Annotated in this window: 18 protein-coding genes; 12 read left to right on the top strand and 6 right to left on the bottom strand. The window is 74.6% G+C overall.

Translation table 11 applies throughout. The features are described from left to right. The first annotated feature begins 71 nt into the window (after positions 1-71). The gene (locus MW084_RS22505; RefSeq protein WP_010469621.1) at positions 72-620 is read left to right on the top strand and encodes a GNAT family N-acetyltransferase; all 549 of its coding nucleotides are present in this window, start codon (positions 72-74) and stop codon (positions 618-620) included. Here MW084_RS22505 and MW084_RS22510 read toward each other — a convergent pair. Next, entirely contained in the window at positions 604-3207 is a 2604-nt protein-coding gene (locus MW084_RS22510; RefSeq protein WP_010469623.1) for an ATP-dependent Clp protease ATP-binding subunit, read from the bottom strand. The two genes, MW084_RS22505 and MW084_RS22510, sit on opposite strands and share 17 nt — an antisense overlap. A 287-nt stretch (positions 3208-3494) precedes the next feature. Here MW084_RS22510 and MW084_RS22515 point away from each other — a divergent pair, with 287 nt between their 5' ends. The 3 genes from MW084_RS22515 to MW084_RS22525 are packed head-to-tail and all read left to right on the top strand — an operon-like array spanning position 3495 to position 6786. Continuing rightward, positions 3495-4892: a DUF6421 family protein gene (locus MW084_RS22515; protein ID WP_255115879.1), complete on the top strand. Its 1398-nt coding sequence runs from the start codon at positions 3495-3497 to the stop codon at positions 4890-4892. A gap of 59 nt (positions 4893-4951) precedes the next feature. Then, positions 4952-5710 carry an SDR family NAD(P)-dependent oxidoreductase gene (locus MW084_RS22520; RefSeq protein WP_029553597.1) on the top strand — a complete coding sequence of 253 codons (759 nt, stop codon included), beginning with the start codon at positions 4952-4954 and terminating at the stop codon, positions 5708-5710. Further along, on the top strand, positions 5707-6786 hold the full coding sequence (locus MW084_RS22525; protein ID WP_010471875.1) for a threonine aldolase family protein: 1080 nt from the start codon (positions 5707-5709) through the stop codon (positions 6784-6786). Before MW084_RS22520 ends, MW084_RS22525 begins: the two co-directional genes overlap by 4 nt. 111 nt (positions 6787-6897) lie before the next feature. On the opposite strand, the gene MW084_RS22530 is transcribed toward MW084_RS22525, so the two are convergent. Then, positions 6898-8388 (bottom strand): SulP family inorganic anion transporter, encoded by a 1491-nt coding sequence (locus MW084_RS22530; RefSeq protein ID WP_029553598.1) that lies wholly within the window; start codon positions 8386-8388, stop codon positions 6898-6900. A gap of 411 nt (positions 8389-8799) precedes the next feature. On the opposite strand from MW084_RS22530, the gene MW084_RS22535 reads away from it, so the two are divergent. Continuing rightward, positions 8800-9210, top strand: coding sequence for a MerR family transcriptional regulator (locus MW084_RS22535; RefSeq protein ID WP_010471880.1), 411 nt, complete (start codon positions 8800-8802; stop codon positions 9208-9210). Positions 9211-9300: 90 nt separating this feature from the next. Here the strand turns inward: MW084_RS22535 and MW084_RS22540 are convergent, their stop codons facing one another. Next, positions 9301-9807 (bottom strand): GNAT family N-acetyltransferase, encoded by a 507-nt coding sequence (locus tag MW084_RS22540; protein WP_010471882.1) that lies wholly within the window; start codon positions 9805-9807, stop codon positions 9301-9303. A gap of 31 nt (positions 9808-9838) precedes the next feature. Beyond that, positions 9839-10210: an ArsR/SmtB family transcription factor gene (locus tag MW084_RS22545; RefSeq protein WP_029553599.1), complete on the bottom strand. Its 372-nt coding sequence runs from the start codon at positions 10208-10210 to the stop codon at positions 9839-9841. Between the two features lie 520 nt (positions 10211-10730). Between MW084_RS22545 and MW084_RS22550 the strand changes: the two genes are divergently transcribed. Then, on the top strand, positions 10731-12134 hold the full coding sequence (locus tag MW084_RS22550; RefSeq protein WP_010471885.1) for an NAD(P)-binding domain-containing protein: 1404 nt from the start codon (positions 10731-10733) through the stop codon (positions 12132-12134). Positions 12135-12562: 428 nt separating this feature from the next. Here MW084_RS22550 and MW084_RS22555 read toward each other — a convergent pair whose 3' ends face one another. Next, positions 12563-13276 carry a lysophospholipid acyltransferase family protein gene (locus tag MW084_RS22555; protein WP_010471886.1) on the bottom strand — a complete coding sequence of 238 codons (714 nt, stop codon included), beginning with the start codon at positions 13274-13276 and terminating at the stop codon, positions 12563-12565. Between the two features lie 257 nt (positions 13277-13533). Between MW084_RS22555 and MW084_RS22560 the strand changes: the two genes are divergently transcribed. From MW084_RS22560 to MW084_RS22575, 4 genes are all read left to right on the top strand, one after another. Continuing rightward, a complete protein-coding gene (locus MW084_RS22560) occupies positions 13534-13890 on the top strand; it encodes a TlpA family protein disulfide reductase (RefSeq protein WP_255116219.1) in 357 nt (118 codons plus the stop codon). Positions 13891-14074: 184 nt separating this feature from the next. Beyond that, positions 14075-14626 (top strand): flavin reductase family protein, encoded by a 552-nt coding sequence (locus tag MW084_RS22565; RefSeq protein WP_010471888.1) that lies wholly within the window; start codon positions 14075-14077, stop codon positions 14624-14626. A gap of 191 nt (positions 14627-14817) precedes the next feature. Beyond that, the gene (locus MW084_RS22570) at positions 14818-15603 is read left to right on the top strand and encodes an electron transfer flavoprotein subunit beta/FixA family protein (RefSeq protein WP_010471889.1); all 786 of its coding nucleotides are present in this window, start codon (positions 14818-14820) and stop codon (positions 15601-15603) included. Between the two features lie 64 nt (positions 15604-15667). Continuing rightward, positions 15668-16642: an electron transfer flavoprotein subunit alpha/FixB family protein gene (locus MW084_RS22575; RefSeq protein ID WP_010471890.1), complete on the top strand. Its 975-nt coding sequence runs from the start codon at positions 15668-15670 to the stop codon at positions 16640-16642. A gap of 85 nt (positions 16643-16727) precedes the next feature. Here MW084_RS22575 and MW084_RS22580 read toward each other — a convergent pair whose 3' ends face one another. Continuing rightward, a complete protein-coding gene (locus MW084_RS22580; protein ID WP_010471892.1) occupies positions 16728-16928 on the bottom strand; it encodes a hypothetical protein in 201 nt (66 codons plus the stop codon). Positions 16929-17091: 163 nt separating this feature from the next. Here MW084_RS22580 and MW084_RS22585 point away from each other — a divergent pair, with 163 nt between their 5' ends. Both MW084_RS22585 and MW084_RS22590 read left to right on the top strand, forming a co-directional pair. Further along, entirely contained in the window at positions 17092-17805 is a 714-nt protein-coding gene (locus MW084_RS22585) for a MerR family transcriptional regulator (protein ID WP_010471894.1), read from the top strand. A 219-nt stretch (positions 17806-18024) separates the two neighbouring features. Further along, entirely contained in the window at positions 18025-19860 is a 1836-nt protein-coding gene (locus tag MW084_RS22590) for a serine/threonine-protein kinase (protein WP_010471896.1), read from the top strand. Positions 19861-19909 lie beyond the last annotated feature (49 nt).

A 19909-nucleotide genomic window follows, 5' to 3' on the forward strand; every position in this document is an offset into this window, starting at 1 on the left:
CGGCGGAGGGCCGGGGGAGCGCCGCGTTAGTCTCGGTGGCCGAACGGCACGCCGAGGGGAGAACGCCCACGATGGACACCGCACCGCTTGAGGACGCCCGGGAGACCTACCGCGACGCCGTGGAGGCGGACGTCCCCGCGCTCGTCGCCCTCGTCGAGTCCGCCTACCGGGGCGACGCCAGCCGCGCCGGCTGGACCACCGAGGCCGACATCCTCGACGGCCGGCGCACCGACCCCGAGGGCGTGCGCGCGGTCATCACCGCGCCCGGCTCCCGGCTCCTGGTCGTGGAACGGGACGGCGACCCCGTCGCCTGCTGCCAGCTGGAGCGCCGCGGTGACGCCGCGTACTTCGGGATGTTCGCCGTGCGGCCCGGCCTGCAGGGCGGCGGCCTCGGGCGGCGGGTCCTCGCGGAGGCGGAGCGCCTGGCCCGGGAGGAGTGGGGCGCGCGGGAGATGCACATGACGGTGATCTCCGTGCGCGACGAGCTGATCGCCTGGTACGAGCGGCGCGGCTACCGCCGTACGGGACGGATGACGCCGTTCCCGTACGGCGACGAGCGCTTCGGCGTGCCGCGCCGCGACGACCTGGAGTTCGAACTGCTGGTCAAGGAGCTGGGCTGACCTGACCGCCCGCCGGGGGCGCCGGCTCCGTACGGAACACCAGCCGGCCGTCCTCCGCGTCCACGCGGACCCGGCCGCCCGCGGCGAGCCGCCCGTCGAGCAGCAGCCGCGACAGCCGGTTGTCCACCTCGCGCTGGATGGTGCGGCGCAGCGGCCGGGCGCCGTACTCGGGCTCGTGGCCCCGGCGGGCCAGCCAGTCCACCGCCTCCGGGCCGAAGTCCACGGAGACGTGCTGGGCCCGCATCCGGCGGCGGGTGTCCTCCAGCAGCAGGTCGGTGATCTGCCGCAGGTGCGCCTGCGCGAGCCTGCGGAAGACGACGACCTCGTCGATGCGGTTGAGGAACTCGGGCCGGAAGTGCTCGCGCAGCGGCCGCAGCACCCGGTCGCGGGCCGCCTCCTCGTCGTCCGCGGCGTCCGCCCCGAAGCCGAGCACGCCGCGCCCGGTGCCGATGACCTCCGAGCCGAGGTTGCTGGTCATCACGACGACGGTGTTCTTGAAGTCGACGGTGCGGCCCTGCGCGTCGGTCAGCCGCCCGTCGTCGAGCACCTGGAGCAGGATGTTGAACACGTCCGGGTGCGCCTTCTCCACCTCGTCGAGCAGGAGCAGCGAGTACGGGTGGCGGCGCACCGCCTCCGTCAGCTGCCCGGCCTCCTCGTGGCCGACGTACCCGGGCGGGGCGCCCACCAGCCGGCTGACGGTGTGCCGCTCCTGGAACTCGCTCATGTCGAGCCGGACCATGCGCTCCTCGCTCCCGAACAGCGCGTCGGAGAGCGCGCGGGCCAGCTCGGTCTTGCCGACGCCGGTCGGGCCGAGGAACAGGAAGCTGCCGATCGGGCGGCGCGGGTCGGCGAGGCCCGCCCGCGAGCGCAGCACCGCCTCGGAGACCACCGACACCGCCTCGTCCTGGCCGACGACCCGCTGCCGCAGGTGCTGCTCCAGGCCGAGCAGGCGCTCCTTCTCCTCCTGGGTGAGCCGGCTGACGGGGACGCCGGTCTGCCGGCTGACGACCTCCGCGATGTCCTCGGCGGTCACCTCCAGCACGCGGTCGTCCCGCATCAGCGGTTCGCCCCGGCCCGCCTTGATGCGGTCCTGCAGCTCCTGCACGCGGTCGCGCAGCTCGGTCGCCCGCTCGTACTGCTCGGCGGCGACGGCCTGGTCCTTGTCCCGGAGCAGCTGCTCGACCTCCCGCTCCAGGGCCCGCACGTCGGCGTCCTGCGTGCGGGAGCGGAGCCGGACCCGCGCGCCGGCCTGGTCGATCAGGTCGATGGCCTTGTCGGGCAGGAACCGCTCGGTGAGGTAGCGGTTCGACAGCTCGACGGAGGCGTGCAGCGCGTCGTCGGTGTAGCGGACCTGGTGGTGCGCCTCGTACCGGTCGCGCAGGCCGCGCAGGATCTCCAGGGCGTCCTCGGGGCTCGGCTCGGGGACGAGGATCGGCTGGAAGCGCCGGGCGAGGGCGGCGTCCTTCTCGACGTGGCGGCGGTACTCCTCCAGCGTGGTCGCGCCGATGACGTGCAGTTCGCCGCGGGCGAGCGCGGGCTTGAGGATGTTGCCTGCGTCCATGTTGCCGCCCTCCGAGCCGCCACCGCCGCCCGCGCCGACGACCGTGTGGAGTTCGTCGATGAACAGGAGGAGCTCGCCGGAGTGGGCCCGCACCTCCTCGATGACGGCGTTCATCCGCTCCTCGAAGTCGCCGCGGTACCGGGTGCCGGCGACGAGGCCCGTCATGTCGAGGGAGACCAGGCGGCGGCCGAGGAGCGTGTCGGGCACCTCGCCGTCGGCGATGCGCTGGGCGAGGCCCTCGACGATGGCGGTCTTGCCGACGCCGGCGTCGCCGATGAGGACGGGGTTGTTCTTGCCGCGGCGCGACAGCACCTCGACGGTCTGCTCTATCTCCGCCTCCCGGCCGATGACCGGGTCGATGCGGCCGGCGCGGGCGACGTCGGTGAGGTCGCGCCCGTACTTGTCCAGGGTCGGGGTGCCGTGCTGCGGCGCCGGGCGCTGGTCGGGCGCGGTGTTCTCCCACTTGGCGGACGACCCGCCGAGCGGGGCGGGCGGACGGGAGGGCGGCCCGGGCACCGAACCGGGGTCGAAGCGGGCGGCGCGCAGGATGCGGCCGGCCGCCGAGTCCGGGTTGGCGGCCAGCGCGGCGAGGACGTGCTCGGGCCCGATGTAGGAGGCGCCGATGTTCCGGGCCAGGTCGTGGGCGTCGAGCAGGGCGCGCTTGACGGCGGGCGTGACGGCGATCCGGGCCTGCGGCGGGCCGTCGCCGGCCGTGCGGTCGATCTCCGCGGCCAGTTCGTCGGGGTCGGCTCCGGCCCGCACCACCAGGTCGCGCGTCGGCTCGGTGTCGAGCGCGGCGCGCAGCAGGTGCTCGGTCTCCAGGTCCGCGCTGCCGTGCTCGGCCGCGTACGTGGCGGCGTCGTCCACCATGCGGCGGGCGGGTTCGCTCATCATCCGCGCGATGTCGATGTACCGGGTGCCGCGCCGGGTCGCCGGGGAGGCCGGGGCGGCCCCGAACAGGCGGGCCAGGAACTCGCTGAACGGGTCGGGGCCGAAGCCCTCGGGTCCGAGGAATCCATTGCTCATAGATGACCGCCCCAGTCGTCCGGTTCGTAGCCGTCCGTCCAGGATTCGCGCCGGCGGCGGCGTGAATCCAGCCACGCGGGTTCCCCGGGCGACGCCCGCTACACCCCGGTGCGGATGCGGCGGGTCCGGACGATGTGACCGATACGGTCGTTACAGCCTCGTTGGACGGGAAAAACGACGGCGATGACCGGGGTGTGGCAGGATAATTTCCTTCGGCGCCTCTTGTGGGGAAGAACCGCACATGGATACGGTGCCTTTACGCGAGGTTCTCCTGTGGAGGAAGTGAGATGACGGAAATTCTTGTGCAGGACGCTGTCGGCGGCGAGCTGTCCGCCGACGTCCGGGTGGTCGACCACCCCGCATGGCCGCAGCTCAAGAATGCCGTGGAGGAGATCCGCGTCTGGCAGTCCGCCGACGGCTCCATCGACTTCGGCGCCGATCGCGCCCCGGCCCGCGCGGACGCCGACGCCGCGCTCGACCGGGTCGTCACCGCCGTCGAGCGGCTCTCCCCGCTGCTGCCGCACGGCACCGCGTACCACCGCGCGCTCGTCGCCGACCTGCGCAAGTGGGCGGACGGCGGCTACGGCGTACCGGACTTCCTCGACTCGCTGACGGCCTTCCAGCCCGCGGCCGAGCGCGTCGACGGCCGCCAGCACCTCGTCGTCTTCCCCATGTACACGCAGAACGGCAACCCGGACCGCAACCTGGAGGCCGTCGTCCTGCGCATGGTGTGGCCGCAGTGGCTCGCCGAGCTGGAGGCCGCGCGCTACGACAACCCGCTGTTCTGCGGCATCACCTTCGAGGACTTCACCTCGGGCTACGACACCAACTCGGCCGTCCTCTTCCCCGAGACCGTCGCCGTCCGCGAGGTCCCCGAGCGGTTCACCTGGGGCGGCATCTTCTGCGACCGCGAGGCCGCCCGCTTCCGCCGCGTCACCGCGGCCGCCGTCGAGGCCCTCGGCATCGAGCTGCCCGCCGACATCCAGGAGATGCTCGGCGACCAGCAGCGCTGCCAGGAGGCGTTCGTCCTGTGGGACATGGTCCACGACCGCACCCACAGCCGCGGCGACCTGCCCTTCGACCCGTTCATGATCAAGCAGCGCCAGCCGTTCTGGATGTACGGCCTGGAGGAGCTGCGCTGCGACCTGACCGCCTTCAAGGAGGCCGTCCGCCTGGAGGCCGAGGGCAACCCGCACGGCCGCGACGTCCAGTACGCCGTGCTGTTCGACCGGATGTTCCGCTTCCCGCTCACCGGCGACCGCGTCCGCAACTACGACGGCCTCGGCGGCCAGCTGCTCTTCGCCTACCTCCACAAGCACGACGTGGTGCGCTGGACCGACAACACCCTGCACATCGACTGGCTGCGCGCCCCCGAGGTCACCAACCAGCTGTGCGCCGAGATCGAGAAGCTCTACCGCGACGGCATCGACCGCCCCAAGCTGGTCCACTGGTTCGCCGCGTACGACTTCGTCTCCACCTACCTCGCCCCGCACCCCGGCTCCCGCTGGGCCAAGGGCCCGGACGCGCTGGACGTCTCCCAGCCGCCGCGCAGGCTCGTCGACGACGTGCTGCCGGACGAGTTCCCGCTGAGCATGTTCTACGAGGCCCTCTCCAAGAAGCTGAAGTCCGTGATCGCCTCCACCAAGGGGATCACCCCGGCCGACGTGGAGAAGGCCGCCGCGTGAGCGGGCACACCACGGGTACGAACGGGACGTCCGGTACACAGACCGAGGAGACGAACACCATGACCACCAACGGCAACGGCGGAGCGCTGGACGGCGCCGTCATCGCGGTCGCCGGAGCGGCGGGCCCCGCGGGCCGGGCCGCCCTGCTGCGGCTCGCCGAGGCGGGCGCGACCGTCGTCGCGGCCGACGCCGACGCCGAGCGCCTGGCCGAGGCGGTCGACGCCGCCCGCTCCGCCCGCGGCGGTGCCACCGTCACCGGCGAGAAGGTGGACCTGCTCGACCTGGCGGCGACCCGCGAGTGGGCCGACCGGACGGAGAAGGAGTTCGGGCGGGTCGACGGCCTCGTCCACCTCGTCGGCGGCTGGCGCGGCGGCAAGACCTTCGCCGGCACCGACCTGGCCGACTGGGAGCTGCTGGAGAAGCTGCTCGTCCGCACCGTCCAGCACACCTCCCTCGCCTTCCACCCGGCGCTGGGGCGCAGCGACCGCGGCCGGTACGTCCTGATCAGCCAGTCCGGCGCGAGCAACCCCACGGAGGGCAACGCCGCGTACGCCGCTGCCAAGTCCGCCGCCGAGGCGTGGACCCTCGCCCTCGGCCACTCCTTCCGCAAGGCGGGGGGCGAGGACGGCCCGAAGTCCGCCGCTGTCATCCTGGTGATCAAGGCACTGGTGCACGACGCGATGCGCGCCGAGCGCCCGGATGCGAAGTTCGCGGGCTACACTGACGTCAGGGAGCTGGCCGACGCCATCGCCGGCGTCTGGGACCGGCCCGCCCAGGAAGTGAATGGACAGCGCCTGTGGCTGACCCCCAAGCCGTGAACCCGGCGTTCCCCACCCGTACCGACGCGCGCCGCCACCACGACCCGTCGGTACGGGGCTTCGCCAGCGACAACTACGCGGGAGCCCACCCGGAGGTCCTCGCCGCGCTGGCCCTCGCCAACGGCGGCCACCAGGTCGCCTACGGCGAGGACGAGTACACCGACCACCTCCAGCGGGTGATGCACAGCCACTTCGGCCCGACCGCCGAGGCGTTCCCGGTGTTCAACGGCACCGGCGCCAACGTCACCGCCCTGCAGGCCCTCACCGACCGGTGGGGCGCGGTGATCTGCGCCGAGTCCGCGCACATCAACGTCGACGAGGGCGGCGCGCCCGAGCGCATGGCCGGCCTCAAGCTGCTGACCGTGCCCACCCCGGACGGCAAGCTCACCCCCGAGCTGATCGACCGGCAGGCGTTCGGCTGGGACGACGAGCACCGGGCGATGCCGCAGGTCGTCTCGCTCACCCAGAACACCGAACTCGGCACCGTCTACACGCCGGACGAGATCCGGGCGATCACGGACCACGCCCACTCCCTGGGCATGAAGGTCCACCTCGACGGCGCCCGGCTGGCCAACGCGGCCGCGTCGCTGAACGTGCCGATGCGCGCGTTCACCAACGCCGCGGGCGTGGACGTCCTGTCGCTGGGCGGCACCAAGAACGGCCTGCTCTTCGGCGAGGCCGTCGTGGTCCTCGACCCGGGGGCCGGCCGCCACATGAAGCACCTGCGCAAGATGTCCATGCAGCTCGCGTCCAAGATGCGGTTCGTCTCGGTGCAGTTCGAGGCGCTGCTCGCGAAGGACCTGTGGCTGCGCAGCGCCCGGCACGCCAACGCGATGGCCCAGCGCCTCGCCGAGGGCGTCCGGTCCGTCGACGGCGTGGAGATCCTCTACCCGGTGCAGGCCAACGCGGTCTTCGCGCGGCTCCCGCACGAGGTGAGCCTGCGGCTGCAGAAGCGGTTCCGGTTCTACTTCTGGGACGAGGCGGCCGGCGACGTCCGCTGGATGTGCTCCTTCGACACCACGGAGGACGACGTGGACGCCTTCCTCCTGGCGCTCAAGGAGGAGATGGGCCGCTAGCGTCCCGCCCGGCGTCGCGGTCCTGCCGCGGGCCGGCCGCTGCCCGAAACGGCCGTCGGGCCGGTGCCCACCCCCCGGGGCGGGCACCGGCCCGACGCGTTTCCCGGCGCGTCAGCGGCCGGCCGCGAGTTCGCCGCTGAGCCTGCCGTGCAGCCGGGCGCTGGGATCGTTCAGGCCGGTGACCTCGACGTGCTTGCCGCGCTGGGCGTACTTCGTCCCGATCGCGTCCAGGGCCGCGACGGAGGAGGCGTCCCAGACGTGCGCCGCGGACAGGTCGATGACGACCCTCTCGGGATCGCCCGCGTAGTCGAACCGGCCGACGAGGTCGTCGGAGGAGGCGAAGAACAGCTCGCCCGTGACCCGGTAGACCACCGTGCTGCCGTCCGGGTCGGCCACGGCCGTGACCTCGGCGAGGTGCGCGACACGCCTGGCGAAGATCACTGCCGCGGTGACGGAGCCGAGGACGACGCCGACGGCCAGGTTGTGGGTGGCCACCACGCACACGACGGTGACGGCCATGACGGCGATCTCGCCCGCGGGCATCCGCTTGAGCGTCCCGGGCGCGATGGAGTGCCAGTCGAAGGTCGCGAACGACACCATGATCATGACGGCGACGAGGGCGGCCATGGGGATGTCGGAGACGACGGGGCCGAAGACGACGCAGAGCACCATCAGGAAGGCGCCCGCGAGGAACGTCGAGAGACGGGTGCGGGCGCCGGAGACCTTCACGTTGATCATCGTCTGGCCGATCATGGCGCAGCCGCCCATGCCGCCGAAGAAGCCGGTGACGATGTTGGCGACGCCCTGCCCGATCGACTCGCGGGTCTTGTTCGAGTGGGTGTCGGTGATGTCGTCGACGAGCCTGGCGGTCATCAGCGACTCCATCAGTCCGACCAGCGCCACCGCGAACGCGTACGGGGCGATCGTCGTCAGCGTGTCCGTCGTGAACGGCACGTCGGGCAGACCCGGCACCGGCAGGGAGGACGGCAGCGCGCCCCTGTCCCCGACGGTCGGCACCGCGATGGCGGCGCCGACGGTGATCACGGTGAGGATCACGATGGAGACCAGCGGCGCCGGGATCACGGTGGTGACCTTCGGGAAGAGCACCATCAGCGCCAGTCCGCCGATGACCAGCGGGTAGACCGCCCAGGGCACGTCGGTCATCTCGGGGACCTGGGCCATGAAGATCAGGATGGCGAGGGCGTTGACGAAGCCCACCATCACCGAGCGGGGAACGAACCGCATCAGCTTCGCCACTCCGAGCGCGCCCAGGACGACCTGGAAGACGCCGGCGAGGATGACGGCGGCGATCAGGTGGCCCAGGCCGTACTCGCGGTTGAGCGGGGCGATGACGAGGGCGACGGCGCCGGTCGCGGCGGAGATCATCGCGCGGCGGCCGCCGACGATCGAGATGACCACGGCCATGGTGAAGGAGGCGAACAGGCCGGCCGCGGGGTCGACCCCGGCGATGATCGAGAAGGAGATCGCCTCGGGGATCAGCGCGAGGGCGACGACCAGACCGGCCAGGACCTCGGTGCGCCAGACCTTCGGATCGTTCAGCCAGTCGGGCTTCAGGCCGCGCGGGCGCGCGGCCGGGGACACAGCGGTGGCGGAGGGCAAGAGTTCAGGAACCTGTCGTGCTCGGGCACGCCCCCTGGCAGGCCGGGGAAGTGCGGGATGACGCGGAGAGGCCGGGCCGGCACCCCGCGGGACGGCCCCGCCGGCGCGCAGCCGGAGGACCGGAAGGGGACGAAGTGGGGGCGCGGAGGCGCCGGGGCTCACGTCCGGCGGCGAAGCGTCACGGCGGGCAGGCGGCGGTCCCGGGCGTCATGGGCTCGCGCACGCGTCCCTCCCGCGAAAATCGGATCCTCACCGGGGGCGGCATCGGCCCCGGAACGGCAGTGGTGTGGGCAGCCGGACCGCCTTCGCCAACCCTACCCTGACGTTAGGGTAGGGGCCGGCGGGGTCACACGGGACGCGGCCCGCCATGGCGGAAAGGCCGGGAGCGGGGACGTGGGCGGCAAGCACCTGCAGATCGGCGAGGTCGCCGCGCGCACCGGGCTGTCCCTGCGCACCATCCGGCACTACGAGGAAACCGGTCTCGTCGCCCCCTCCGCCCGCTCCCGGGGAGGCTTCCGCCTCTATACGGAGCAGGACGTCGTCCGCCTCATGGTCGTCCGCCGGGTGAAGCCGCTCGGCTTCACCCTGGACCGGATGCGCGACCTGCTGGACGCCGTCGACCGCCTCGACGCCGGCGAGGAGCTCGGCACGGACGAACGCGAGGCGCTCCTCCAGCGCGTACGCGAGTACGAACGAAGTGCGGCGGAGCAGGTGCGGAAGCTGCGCGTCCAGCTCGCCCGCGCCGAGGGCTTCGCCGCCACCCTGCGGGCACGGCTGCCCGAACACGAGCCGGCGCGCCCCTGACCGCTCCCGGCTCCGGCAGCGCGCCGCCCAGCGGACACCGCGCCACGCGGGCTCGACGCGGTCGCCGCGATCGACGAGTGCCGACGGCCGTCAGACGACGGCGGGACTGCGGCGCTCGACGAGGACGACGTCGCGCCAGACGCCGTGGTGGCGCCCGATCCGCTCCCGGGTGCCGACGACGCGGAAGCCGGCACGCCGGTGGACGGCGAGACTGGCGGTGTTCTCGGGGAAGATCCCGGACTGAACGGTCCGGATCCCGGCCCGCTCGGTGGAGCCGATCAGCGCCTTGAGCAGGGTGGAGGCGACGCCACGGCCACGGGCGTCGGGGCGGACGTAGACGGAGTGCTCGACCACCCCCGCGTACGCGCACCGGTCCGAGACCCTGCTCGCGGCGACCCAGCCCAGCACCGACCCGTCCGCGTCGAGGGCGGCGAAGCGGTGCTCGGCCGGCTTCGCGGCCTCGAACGCCTCCCACGACGGCGGGCTGGTCTCGAAGGTGGCGTTGCCCTCCTCGATGCCCGCCCGGTAGATCGCCAGCACCTGTTCGGCATGGTCCACCGTCAGCGGCACCACCGTCGCGCCCGGTACTCCGTTCACCGCTTCCTCCTCCGTCCGCTCCGCTCGACCGTCAGGCCGCGGCCGGCAGGGTCAGCAGTCTGCCCATCGCGGCGAGCACCGACGGCTCGACCCGGTAGTACACCCAGGTCCCGCGCCGCTCGGAGGTGAGCAGTCCGGCCTCCTTCAGCTTCTTCAGGTGGTGGGAGACGGTGGGCTGGGAGACGCCGACGTCGGAGATGTCGCACACGCACGCCTCCCCGCCCTCGTGCGAGGCCACCGCGGAGAACAGCCGCAGGCGGACCGGGTCACCGAGTGCCTTGAACATCCGCGCCGCGGTCTCGGCCTCCTCGGCGGTCATCGGTCGCTCGGCCAGCGGCGGGCAGCACGGAGTCACGTCCCGGCCATCGGCTTCGACGAGCGGGGGCACCTTCGTATTCGACATGCGTCTATGTTGACACGCGTCGAACCGGCGCGAGGAGGCGTGTCACCGGCGTGCGGGGCGGGCGGCCGGGCGCCGGGCGATCCGCTCCGCGCCCCGGCCCACTCCGCGCAGCGGGTTCGGCGCCGGGCCGCGCCGCCGCTCCGGTCCGGCGGGCGCCGGNCCCGCCATGCCGGCGGCCAGGCCCTCGCGGTGCGGTGGGCTCCCCGGTGTCCGGTGCGCCGTCCAGGCGGGCGGGGCGGCAAATGGGGGCGGGAGCGACCGCGTCGGCTTCTTCCCGCTACCCGTCCGGCCGGACAGGCTCGACTCCGCCGGCCCCGGTGGGCACGGTCGCGGTCCGTGCCGCGGCAGGGCGCGGGCGGCGGCGAGGCCGGACTGCCCGCCGCCCATCACGGCGGCGCCGGCGTGCTCCCTCGGCGAACCCTGTCAGTTAGATAGGTATCTATGTTGACGCTCATCGATACAGGTGCCATGCTGGGCCGCGCAAGCCATCGACGGATGTCGAAACACGCAAGGAGTCGCCGTGAACGCACCCGCCACCACCGAGCTGCCCGTCATCGTGATCGGGGCCGGACCTGTCGGCCTGGCCGCGGCCGCCCACCTGGTCGACCGGGGCGTCGAACCCCTGGTCCTGGAGGCCGGGCCCACCGCCGGCACCGCGGTGCGCGAGTGGTCCCACGTACGGCTGTTCTCCACCTGGGGCGAGATCGTCGACCCGGCCGCCGAGAAGCTCCTCGCACCCACCGGCTGGACCCGGCCCGACCCGGCCGCCTACCCCTCCGGCGGCGACTGGGCCGAGCTGTACCTGCAGCCGCTCGCCGACGCCCTCGGCGACCGCGTCCGCACCGGCGCCACCGTCACCGGCGTGTCCCGGGCCGGCCGGGACCGGATCGTGGACGCCGGCCGGGAGCAGCAGCCGTTCGCCGTACACGTCACCCGTGCCGACGGCCGGGAGGAGCGCCTCCTCGCCCGCGCCGTCGTCGACGCCTCCGGCACCTGGGCCGCACCCGGCCCGGCCGGCGCCGACGGACTGCCCGCGCTCGGCGAGAGGGCCGCCGCGGACCGGATCACCTACCGCGTCCCGGACCTGAAGGACCCGGAAGTCCGCGCCCGGTACGCGGGCAGGCGCACCGCCGTCATCGGCTCCGGCGCCTCCGCCTTCACCGCCCTCGCCCACCTCGCCGACCTCGCCGAGTCCGGCGACGGCTCGGGCACGAAGGGCGTGTGGATCCTGCGCCGCGGCATCTCCGGCTCCACCTTCGGCGGCGGGGAGGCCGACCGGCTCCCCGCCCGCGGCGCCCTGGGCCTGGCGGCCAAGGCCGCCGTCGACGAGGGCCACGCCGACGCGGTCACCGGTTTCCGCACCGAGGCGATCGAACGTGACACCGACGGCCGCCTGGTCCTGGTCGGCGAGGACGGCCGCCGCCTGGACCCGGTCGACGAGGTCATCGTGCTGACCGGCTTCCGCCCCGACCTGTCCTTCCTGGGCGAGCTGCGCCTGGGCCTGGACGAACGCCTCCAGGCGCCGGTCGCGCTGGCTCCGCTGATCGACCCCAACCAGCACTCCTGCGGCACCGTCCCCCCGCACGGCCACCGCGAGCTCTCCCATCCCGAGCAGGGCGTCTACCTGGTGGGGATGAAGTCCTACGGCCGCGCCCCGACGTTCCTCGCCATGACCGGCCACGAGCAGGTCCGCTCGGTGGCCGCCGCGATCGCCGACGACCTCGCCTCCGCGGACCGCGTGGAGCTCACCCTGCCCGAGACCGGAGTCTGCGGCGGCGCCGGCCTGTTCGACACCCCGGACGCCCGGGAAGGTGACGGCGACGGCTGCTGCGCGCCCGCGCCGCAGCTCGTCCGGCTCGAAGCCCCCGCCGCAGTCGGGGCGGTTGCCGAGGAGGCCCCGGCGGGCGGCTGCTGCGGCGCGTGACCGGTCCGGGCGCACCGGCTCACGGGAGCGCATCGGCTCGCGGGAGCGCATAGATCCATGGGAGCGCGACCGGAGCAGGGGACCGGTCGAGCCCCCGCGAGTACGTCGGTCAGAGCCGGGCCGACGCCGACCGCGGCCACTCCTTTGCGCCCCGGCCCGCCCGGACGCCCTCCACCGGGCCCGGAAACCCGGGCCCGGACATGGCGACCCACCGGCCCGGACCGCCGCGGCAAGCCCCGGGGCGACCCGACCGGCTTCCCGCGCAGGCGGGTTCGCGCCATTCCCGGAGCGCACCGCGGGAAGCGCCGGCAGGACCGGGCCATGGATCACCCGGACCCGCGCCACCGGTGCGGTTCGTCCTCCGCCGGGCGCCCGCACCCGGGCGTACGCGCTGCTCCCGGGCGGGTGCCCCGGTCAGGCGGCCGGCCTCAGCGCAGCTCCGCCGGAGCCGGCGCGGTGCCGCCCAGGTGGGCCGGGATCCACCAGGTGTCGCCCGCGTCCTTCGGGCGCACCGGGTACGCCCGCTGGGCGGCCTCCAGCAGCTCCTGGACCCGCTCGCGCAGCCGCCGGGTGATCGCGCCGGCGTACTGGTCCGCCGGCGCCTCCATGGGCTCGCCCACCCGGATGGTCACCGGGATGTGGCTGCGCCTGAAGTTCCGGGGACGGCCCTTCGTCCACAGCCGCTGCGTCCCCCACAGCGCCACCGGCACCAGCGGCACCCCGGCCTCCTGGGCCAGCCGTGCCGCACCGGACTTGAAGCTCTTGAGGGTGAACGACTGGGAGATCGTCGCCTCCGGGAAGACACCGACGATCTCGCCGGAGCGCAGCGACTCCAGGGCGTGCCGGTAGGCGGCCTCGCCCTGTCCGCGGTCCACCGGGATGTGCTTCATGCCCCGCATCAGCGGTCCGGAGATCCGGTGGCGGAAGACGGAGTCCTTCGCCATGAACCGCACCAGCCGCTTCTGCGGCAGGGCGGCCAGCCCCGCGAAGACGAAGTCCAGGTAGCTGATGTGGTTGCTGACGAGCACCGCGCCGCCGGTGCGCGGGATGTTCTCCGAACCCTGAACGTCGATCTTGAGGTCGAGCACCTTGAACAGCGCGAGTGCGGCGCCGACGACCGGCCGATAGACGAGTTCCGCCATCTGGAGAACACCCTTCTTTGTCTTCCGCCCGCCCGGGGAGGGACCCCCGGCGGAGGTTACGCAGCCGTAGGTAGCCGGCCCGCGCCCGATGCTGCCCCATGTACCGCGCCCAGACCAGCCCGAACCCCGCTTCGGGGGCGGAAGCCGGGGAGATACTCGTCACGTCGCCGCGGCGGCCCCGCCGACCGGGAATCACCGCGGCCGCCGCGGCGCTGCACGGGCGGGAAGACCGGACGACGGAAAGCGGGGCCGCGGTGGTGCGGGACGGTGCGCGAGAGCGGTACGGGCGGGTGCTCGGTCCCGCCGAGTTGGGCGCCGGCCTGGGGGAGCGGGCCACCCTCGTGCAGTTCTCCACCGCCTTCTGCCAGCCGTGCCGCGCCACCCGGCGGATCCTCGCCGACGTGGCGGGCATGGTCGGCGGAGTCGCCCACGTCGAGGTCGACGCCGAGCGGAACCTGCCCCTCGTCCGGGAGCTCGGCATCGCCGCGACCCCCACCGTGCTCGTCCTGGACGCGGCCGGCCGCGTCGTGTGCCGCGCGGCCGGGCAGCCCCGCAGGGCCGACGTGATCGCGGCCCTCGGCCGGGCCCTGGAAACCCCCGCTGACCGGCCGTGACGCTGATCGCATCCGCCGGTGCGGCCTTGACGCGGGCCGCCGCGCGTCGACAGGCTGACGCCCGTGCCCTACGAACCCCTTCTGCGCGGTCGGGCCCGCCCCGGCCCCGTCNCNNCCCGTCCGGGGGCCTGAGCGGCCGGCGGTCCCGGCCCCGTGTACCCATCCCCCGCAGAAGGGCGACTCCATGACGGTCCTCCGTGATCCCGGCGCCGGTGCGCTCGGCGCCGGTGCGCTCGCGGACCCGCCCGCCGGGGCCGAACTGCTCCGTTCCGCCTTCCGGCGGCATGCCGCCGGCGTCGCCGTGATCACCGCCCCCGGCGGACCCGCGGGCGACGGCCGGCCCGCCGGGTTCACCGCCGGCTCGCTCACCTCGGTCTCCGCCGAGCCGCCGCTGGTCTCCTTCGGCATCGGCACGAGCTCGTCGAGCTGGCCCGCCTTCTCCACCGCCGCCCACGTGGGCGTGCACCTGCTCGGTGAGGACCAGCGGGAGCTGGCGGCCGTCTTCGCCCGCAGCGGTGCCGACCGCTTCGCCCCGCCGACCCGCTGGGCGGCCGGCCCCGAGGGCGTCCCGCTGCTCGACGGCGTCCTCGCCTGGCTGGTGTGCCGCGTCGTCGGCCGGGTGCCGGCCGGCGACCACCGCATCGTGATCGCCGAGATCGTCGCGGGGGACGCCGAGGCCCGGGAGGGCCGGCCGCTCCTGTACCACCAGGGCCGCTTCAACGCCCTGCGGCACTGAGGCGTCCCGGCCGCCCGGCGTCGGAAAGGTCACAGCCCGAAGCGCTTGCCCACCGGAGGACCCCTCGATGTACTGACGAGTAATATTTCGTTGCGGGGCGGTGGCCGCCCCGAACGGAAACCGCCCCATCAGGCGCCTATGCTGCGTGCAACAGAGCAGCCCCCTAATGACGATGCAGTAGGAGAGTCGGCGTGAGCTTGAGGATCGTTGTCTGTGTGAAGTACGTACCCGACGCCACCGGCGACCGGCACTTCGCCGATGACCTGACCGTCGACCGCGACGACGTCGACGGCCTGCTGTCGGAGCTGGACGAGTACGCGGTCGAGCAGGCGCTGCGGATCGCCGAGGAGGCGGACGACGCGGAGGTCACCGTGCTCACTGTCGGCCCCGAGGACGCCAAGGACGCCCTGCGCAAGGCGCTGTCGATGGGCGCCGACAAGGCCGTCCACGTCGAGGACGACGACCTGCACGGCACCGACGTCATGGGCACCTCCCTGGTCCTCGCCAAGGCGATCGAGAAGACCGGCTACGACCTGGTGGTCTGCGGCATGGCGTCCACCGACGGCGTCATGGGCGTCCTGCCGGCGATCCTCGCCGAGCGCCTCGGCGTCCCGCAGGTCACCCTGCTCTCCGAGGTCTCCGTCGAGGACGGCGTGGTCAAGGGCCGCCGCGACGGCGACGCCGCGACCGAGCGGCTGGAGGCGTCCCTCCCGGCCGTCGTGTCCGTGACCGACCAGTCCGGCGAGGCCCGCTACCCGTCCTTCAAGGGCATCATGGCCGCCAAGAAGAAGCCGGTGGAGTCCCTGGACCTGGACGACCTGGACATCGACGCCGACGAGGTCGGCCTCGACGGCTCCTGGACGAAGGTCGACTCCGCGACGGAGCGCCCGGCCCGCACGGCCGGCACGGTCGTCAAGGACGAGGGCGAGGGCGGCAGGCAGCTGGCCGAGTTCCTCGCGAGCCAGAAGTTCATCTAGGGCTCGCGCAGCGCAGAGCCACCGACAGCCCCCTCAGACCTCGCATCCGCAGGAGAGCATTCCCATGGCTGAAGTCCTCGTCTACGTCGACCACGCGGACGGCGCCGTCCGCAAGCCCACGCTGGAGCTGCTGACGCTGGCCCGCCGCCTCGGCGAGCCCGTCGCCGTCGCCCTCGGCTCCGGCGCCGAGGCCACCGCCGCCACGCTCGCCGAGCACGGCGCGACCCGCGTCCTCACGGCCGACGCCGCCGAGTTCGCCGACTACCTCGTCGTCCCGAAGGTCGACGCGCTCCAGGCCGCGTACGAGGCGGTGTCCGCCGCCGGCCCCCTCGCCGCCGTACTGGTCCCGTCCTCCACCGAGGGCAAGGAGATCGCGGCCCGCCTCGCGGTCCGCATCGGCTCCGGCCTCCTCACCGACGCCATCGACCTGGAGGCCGGCGAGGAGGGCCCGGTCGCGACGCAGTCCGTGTTCGCCGCCGCGTTCACCACCAAGTCCCGCGTCTCCAAGGGCACCCCGGTCATCACGGTCAAGCCGAACTCGGCGCCCGTCGAGGCCGCCCCCGCCGCGGGCGCCGTCGAGGCCCTCGCGGTCTCCTTCTCCGAGAAGGCCACCGGCACCAGGGTCGTCTCCCGCGAGCCGCGCGAGTCGACCGGCCGCCCCGAGCTGACCGAGGCCGCGATCGTGGTCTCCGGCGGCCGCGGCGTCAACGGCGCCGAGAACTTCGCGCTCGTCGAGGGACTGGCCGACTCGCTCGGCGCCGCCGTCGGCGCCTCCCGCGCCGCCGTCGACGCCGGCTGGTACCCGCACACCAGCCAGGTCGGCCAGACCGGCAAGTCGGTCTCCCCGCAGCTGTACGTCGCCGTCGGCATCTCCGGCGCGATCCAGCACCGCGCCGGCATGCAGACCTCGAAGACCATCGTGGCCGTCAACAAGGATCCCGAGGCCCCGATCTTCGACCTGGTCGACTACGGCGTGGTCGGCGACCTCTTCGAGGTCCTCCCGAAGCTGACCGAGGAGATCAAGGCCCGCAAGGGCTGATCCGCGGTCCGGCCCGGCCGGGGGCCGTGCGGTGGGACGCCACCGCACGGCCCCCGGCCGTTTCCGCGTCCCGGTCCCGCCGGCCTCAGCCCTCCCCGTCGCCGTCGGTGATCCGCCACCGGCCCACCTCGCGGTGGGCCGAGTCGTACACCGCCGAGCCGTCGCCGGGCCGCAGGGCGTAGTGGTGGAGGTTGCCGCCCCAGTAGCGCAGGACGCGGCCCAGCTCGCTCACCGCCTCCTCCCTCGGCCGCGCGTCGTCCACGGCGACCTCGAGCACGAACTTCACTGCTTCTCCTCTCGGAAGACGGACCTGTTCGGCCCCGGCGCCGGACCTGGTATCAAGTGTTCCATTCACTCGCGGCCAGGGACTTCCGGCGCCGCACGGCAGGTGGCCGCGGCGGAATGCCGGAGAAGTCCCAACCGGGCGCGAAGCCGAAGGGGGGAGAGCCGTGGGCGACCGGCTGAAGGCGGCGGACCTCGCGCGGTCGGCCGGGATCTCCGTGCAGCAGCTGCGGACCTACGCCGACACGGGCCTGCTCCCGCCCGTCGAGCGCACCCCGGCCGGCTACCGCGTCTTCACCCCCGCCCACGCCGACGCGCTCGCCGTGGCCCGCGAACTCGCCGCCGGGCACGGCTGGGCCACCGCCCGGTCCGTGATGGCGGCCGTCCACGCGGGCGACCTGGGCACCGCGCTCGCCGCCCTGGACGCCGGCCACGCCCGGCTGGACCGGGAGCGCGCGGAACTCGCCGCCGTGCGCGAGGCCCTGGGCGCCGTCCTGGCGGGGCGCGTCCCGCCGCCCGCCGTGCCCCGGCGCGGGCTGCGCATCGGCGAGGCGGCCCGCGCCGTCGGCGTGAAGCCGCCCGTGCTGCGGCTGTGGGAGGCGCGCGGCCTGGTGCGGCCCCACCGTGAGCCGCCCACCGGGTACCGGCTCTACGACCGCTCCGAACTGCACGTCGTGCAGGTGGTCGCGCTCCTGCGTAAGGGCCGCCACCCGCTCGCCGCCATCGGGGCCGTCCTGCGCGAACTGCGCGCCGGCGGCGGGCCCGACCGCGTCCTGGCCGAACTGGACGCCCGCGCCCGCGACCTCCACCACCACAGCCTGCGCCGGCTGGGCGCCTCCGCCGCCCTCCACGGCTACCTGCGCCGCCTCGGCCACTGCTGACGGGGCCGATGGCCCCCGGCGGCCCCGGGCGGTCCCCGGCGGCCCCGCGCGGGACCGCCGGTGCCGCGGACGCCCGGGAGGCGGAGGGCACCGCGGGGGAGCGGGTGCCGCCCGCCCGCGCCCCGGCCGGTACCGACCGGTGACGGGCTCGCGCCGAACCCGTTCCCGACGCCCCGTAACCTGTACGCGTCCACGACGGCGCAGAGGAACGGGGCAGCGGTGTCCACGGGGGAACACGAACTGATCGCCGGCCGGTACCGGCCGGTCCGGCAGCTCGGGCGGGGCGGCATGGGCGTCGTCTGGCGCGCCGTCGACGAGGTGCTGGGCCGCGAGGTGGCCGTCAAGGAACTCCGCACGTACACGGACTCCTCCGGGCCCGAACTGTCCGAGCTGCGCGTGCGGATGCGGCGGGAGGCCCGGGCGGCCGCGCGGGTCCGCCACCCCGGGGTCGTCGCCGTCCACGACATCGCCGAGCACGAGGGCCGCCCGGTCATCGTCATGGAGCTGGTCGACGGCCCCTCACTCGCCGACGTCCTCGCCGAACGGGGCGTCATGGACCCCCGCGAGGCCGCCCGGATCGGCGCCGAGGTCCTCGGCGCCCTGGCCGCCGCCCACGAGGTGGGCGTCCTGCACCGCGACGTGAAACCCGGCAACATCCTGCTGGACCGCACCGGGCGGGTCGTCCTCACCGACTTCGGCATCGCCGCCGTGGAGGACCCGGGGGACGGCTCCGCCACCCACCTCACCCGCAGCGGCGAACTGGTCGGCTCCCTCGACTACCTGGCACCCGAGCGCGCCCAGGGCCAGGACCCCGGGCCGGCCTCCGACGTGTGGGCGCTCGGCGCCACCCTCTACGCGGCGGTCGAGGGCGCGTCGCCGTTCCACCGCACCTCCACGTGGTCGACGCTCACCGCCATCGTCACCGAACCGCTCCCCGAACCGCGCGGCGCCGGCCCGCTCGCCCCGGTGCTCCGACTGCTGATGGCCAAGGACCCGGCCCACCGCCCGGACGCCTCCACGGCGGCCGGCCTCCTGCGGCAGGCCGCGGACGGGAAGGAGGCCGCGGGGGCCGGGGGGACGCCCGCACCGTACGTCCCGACCGAGCGCACCGCACTGCCCCCGCAGGGCTTCGGCCCGCCCGCGGCGGACGCGCGGGGCTTCGGCCCGCCGCAGGGCCTTCCCGTCCACGGCGCCCCGGTGCCGGGCGCGGCGGGCCCGGCACCCGGCGGGGGATTCGGGGGCCCCGTGCACGAGGCACCGGAGGCCGCCGCGCCCGGCGGCCCCGACCGAGCCTCCGGGCAGGGGGGCCGCGGGGCCCGCGCGGCGGAGCGCGCCCGGGGCCGCAGGAGGCGCTCGCGGACGCTGGTCGCGGCCGGTGCGGCCGCCGTCCTCCTGGTGGGCGGCGGCGTGACGTACGCGTTCGTGGACCGGGAGGAGGCACCCGCGTCCGGACGGGCGCTCACCGGAGGGCAGGCGGGGCAGGCCACGGCCGCACCGGTCGACGACGACGGCATGCCCCTCGCCCCCGGCGCCGGTCCGACCGCCTCGGCGAGCGGCCCGCCGAGCGCCGCACCCCGCCCCTCCGGGACGGGCGGGGCCTCCGCCTCCCCGTCGAGGACGGCCCCGGCACCCGGCGCGGCCTCCGGTCCGGCCGGCGGTCCGGCCCCGAGCCCCGGCGGGGGCGGCCGTACGGACGGCGATCCGGCGGACGACGGCGCCGGCGGTGCGGCGGACGGCGCACCGCCCCCCGCCGGCGGCGGTGCGGCGCAGGAGCCGGCGTGCCACCCCATCGGCGGCGGCAAGTACACCTGCACCGTCTGGCGGACCGCCGACTCCCACTGGGACGACGGCAGCCGGGCCGGCATCCTGAACGCCGGTACCAACTACTTCTACTGCCAGTCCGACCTCGGCCGGCGCGAGACGCACGGCGAGTGGACCAACGTCTGGTGGGCGAAGACCGACGACGACAGCGGCAACACCGGCGTGTGGTTCAGCGACGTGTACATCCGCGGCGGCGACAACGACGCCCCGGTACCGGGCCTGCCCCTCTGCTGAGCCGCGCGGCCCCGGCCCCGCGACCGTTCGGCGCCCGGTCCCGAGGGCG

Origin of the sequence: Streptomyces sudanensis (assembly GCF_023614315.1) — a bacterium.
GTDB classification, from domain to species: Bacteria; Actinomycetota; Actinomycetes; order Streptomycetales; family Streptomycetaceae; genus Streptomyces; species Streptomyces sudanensis.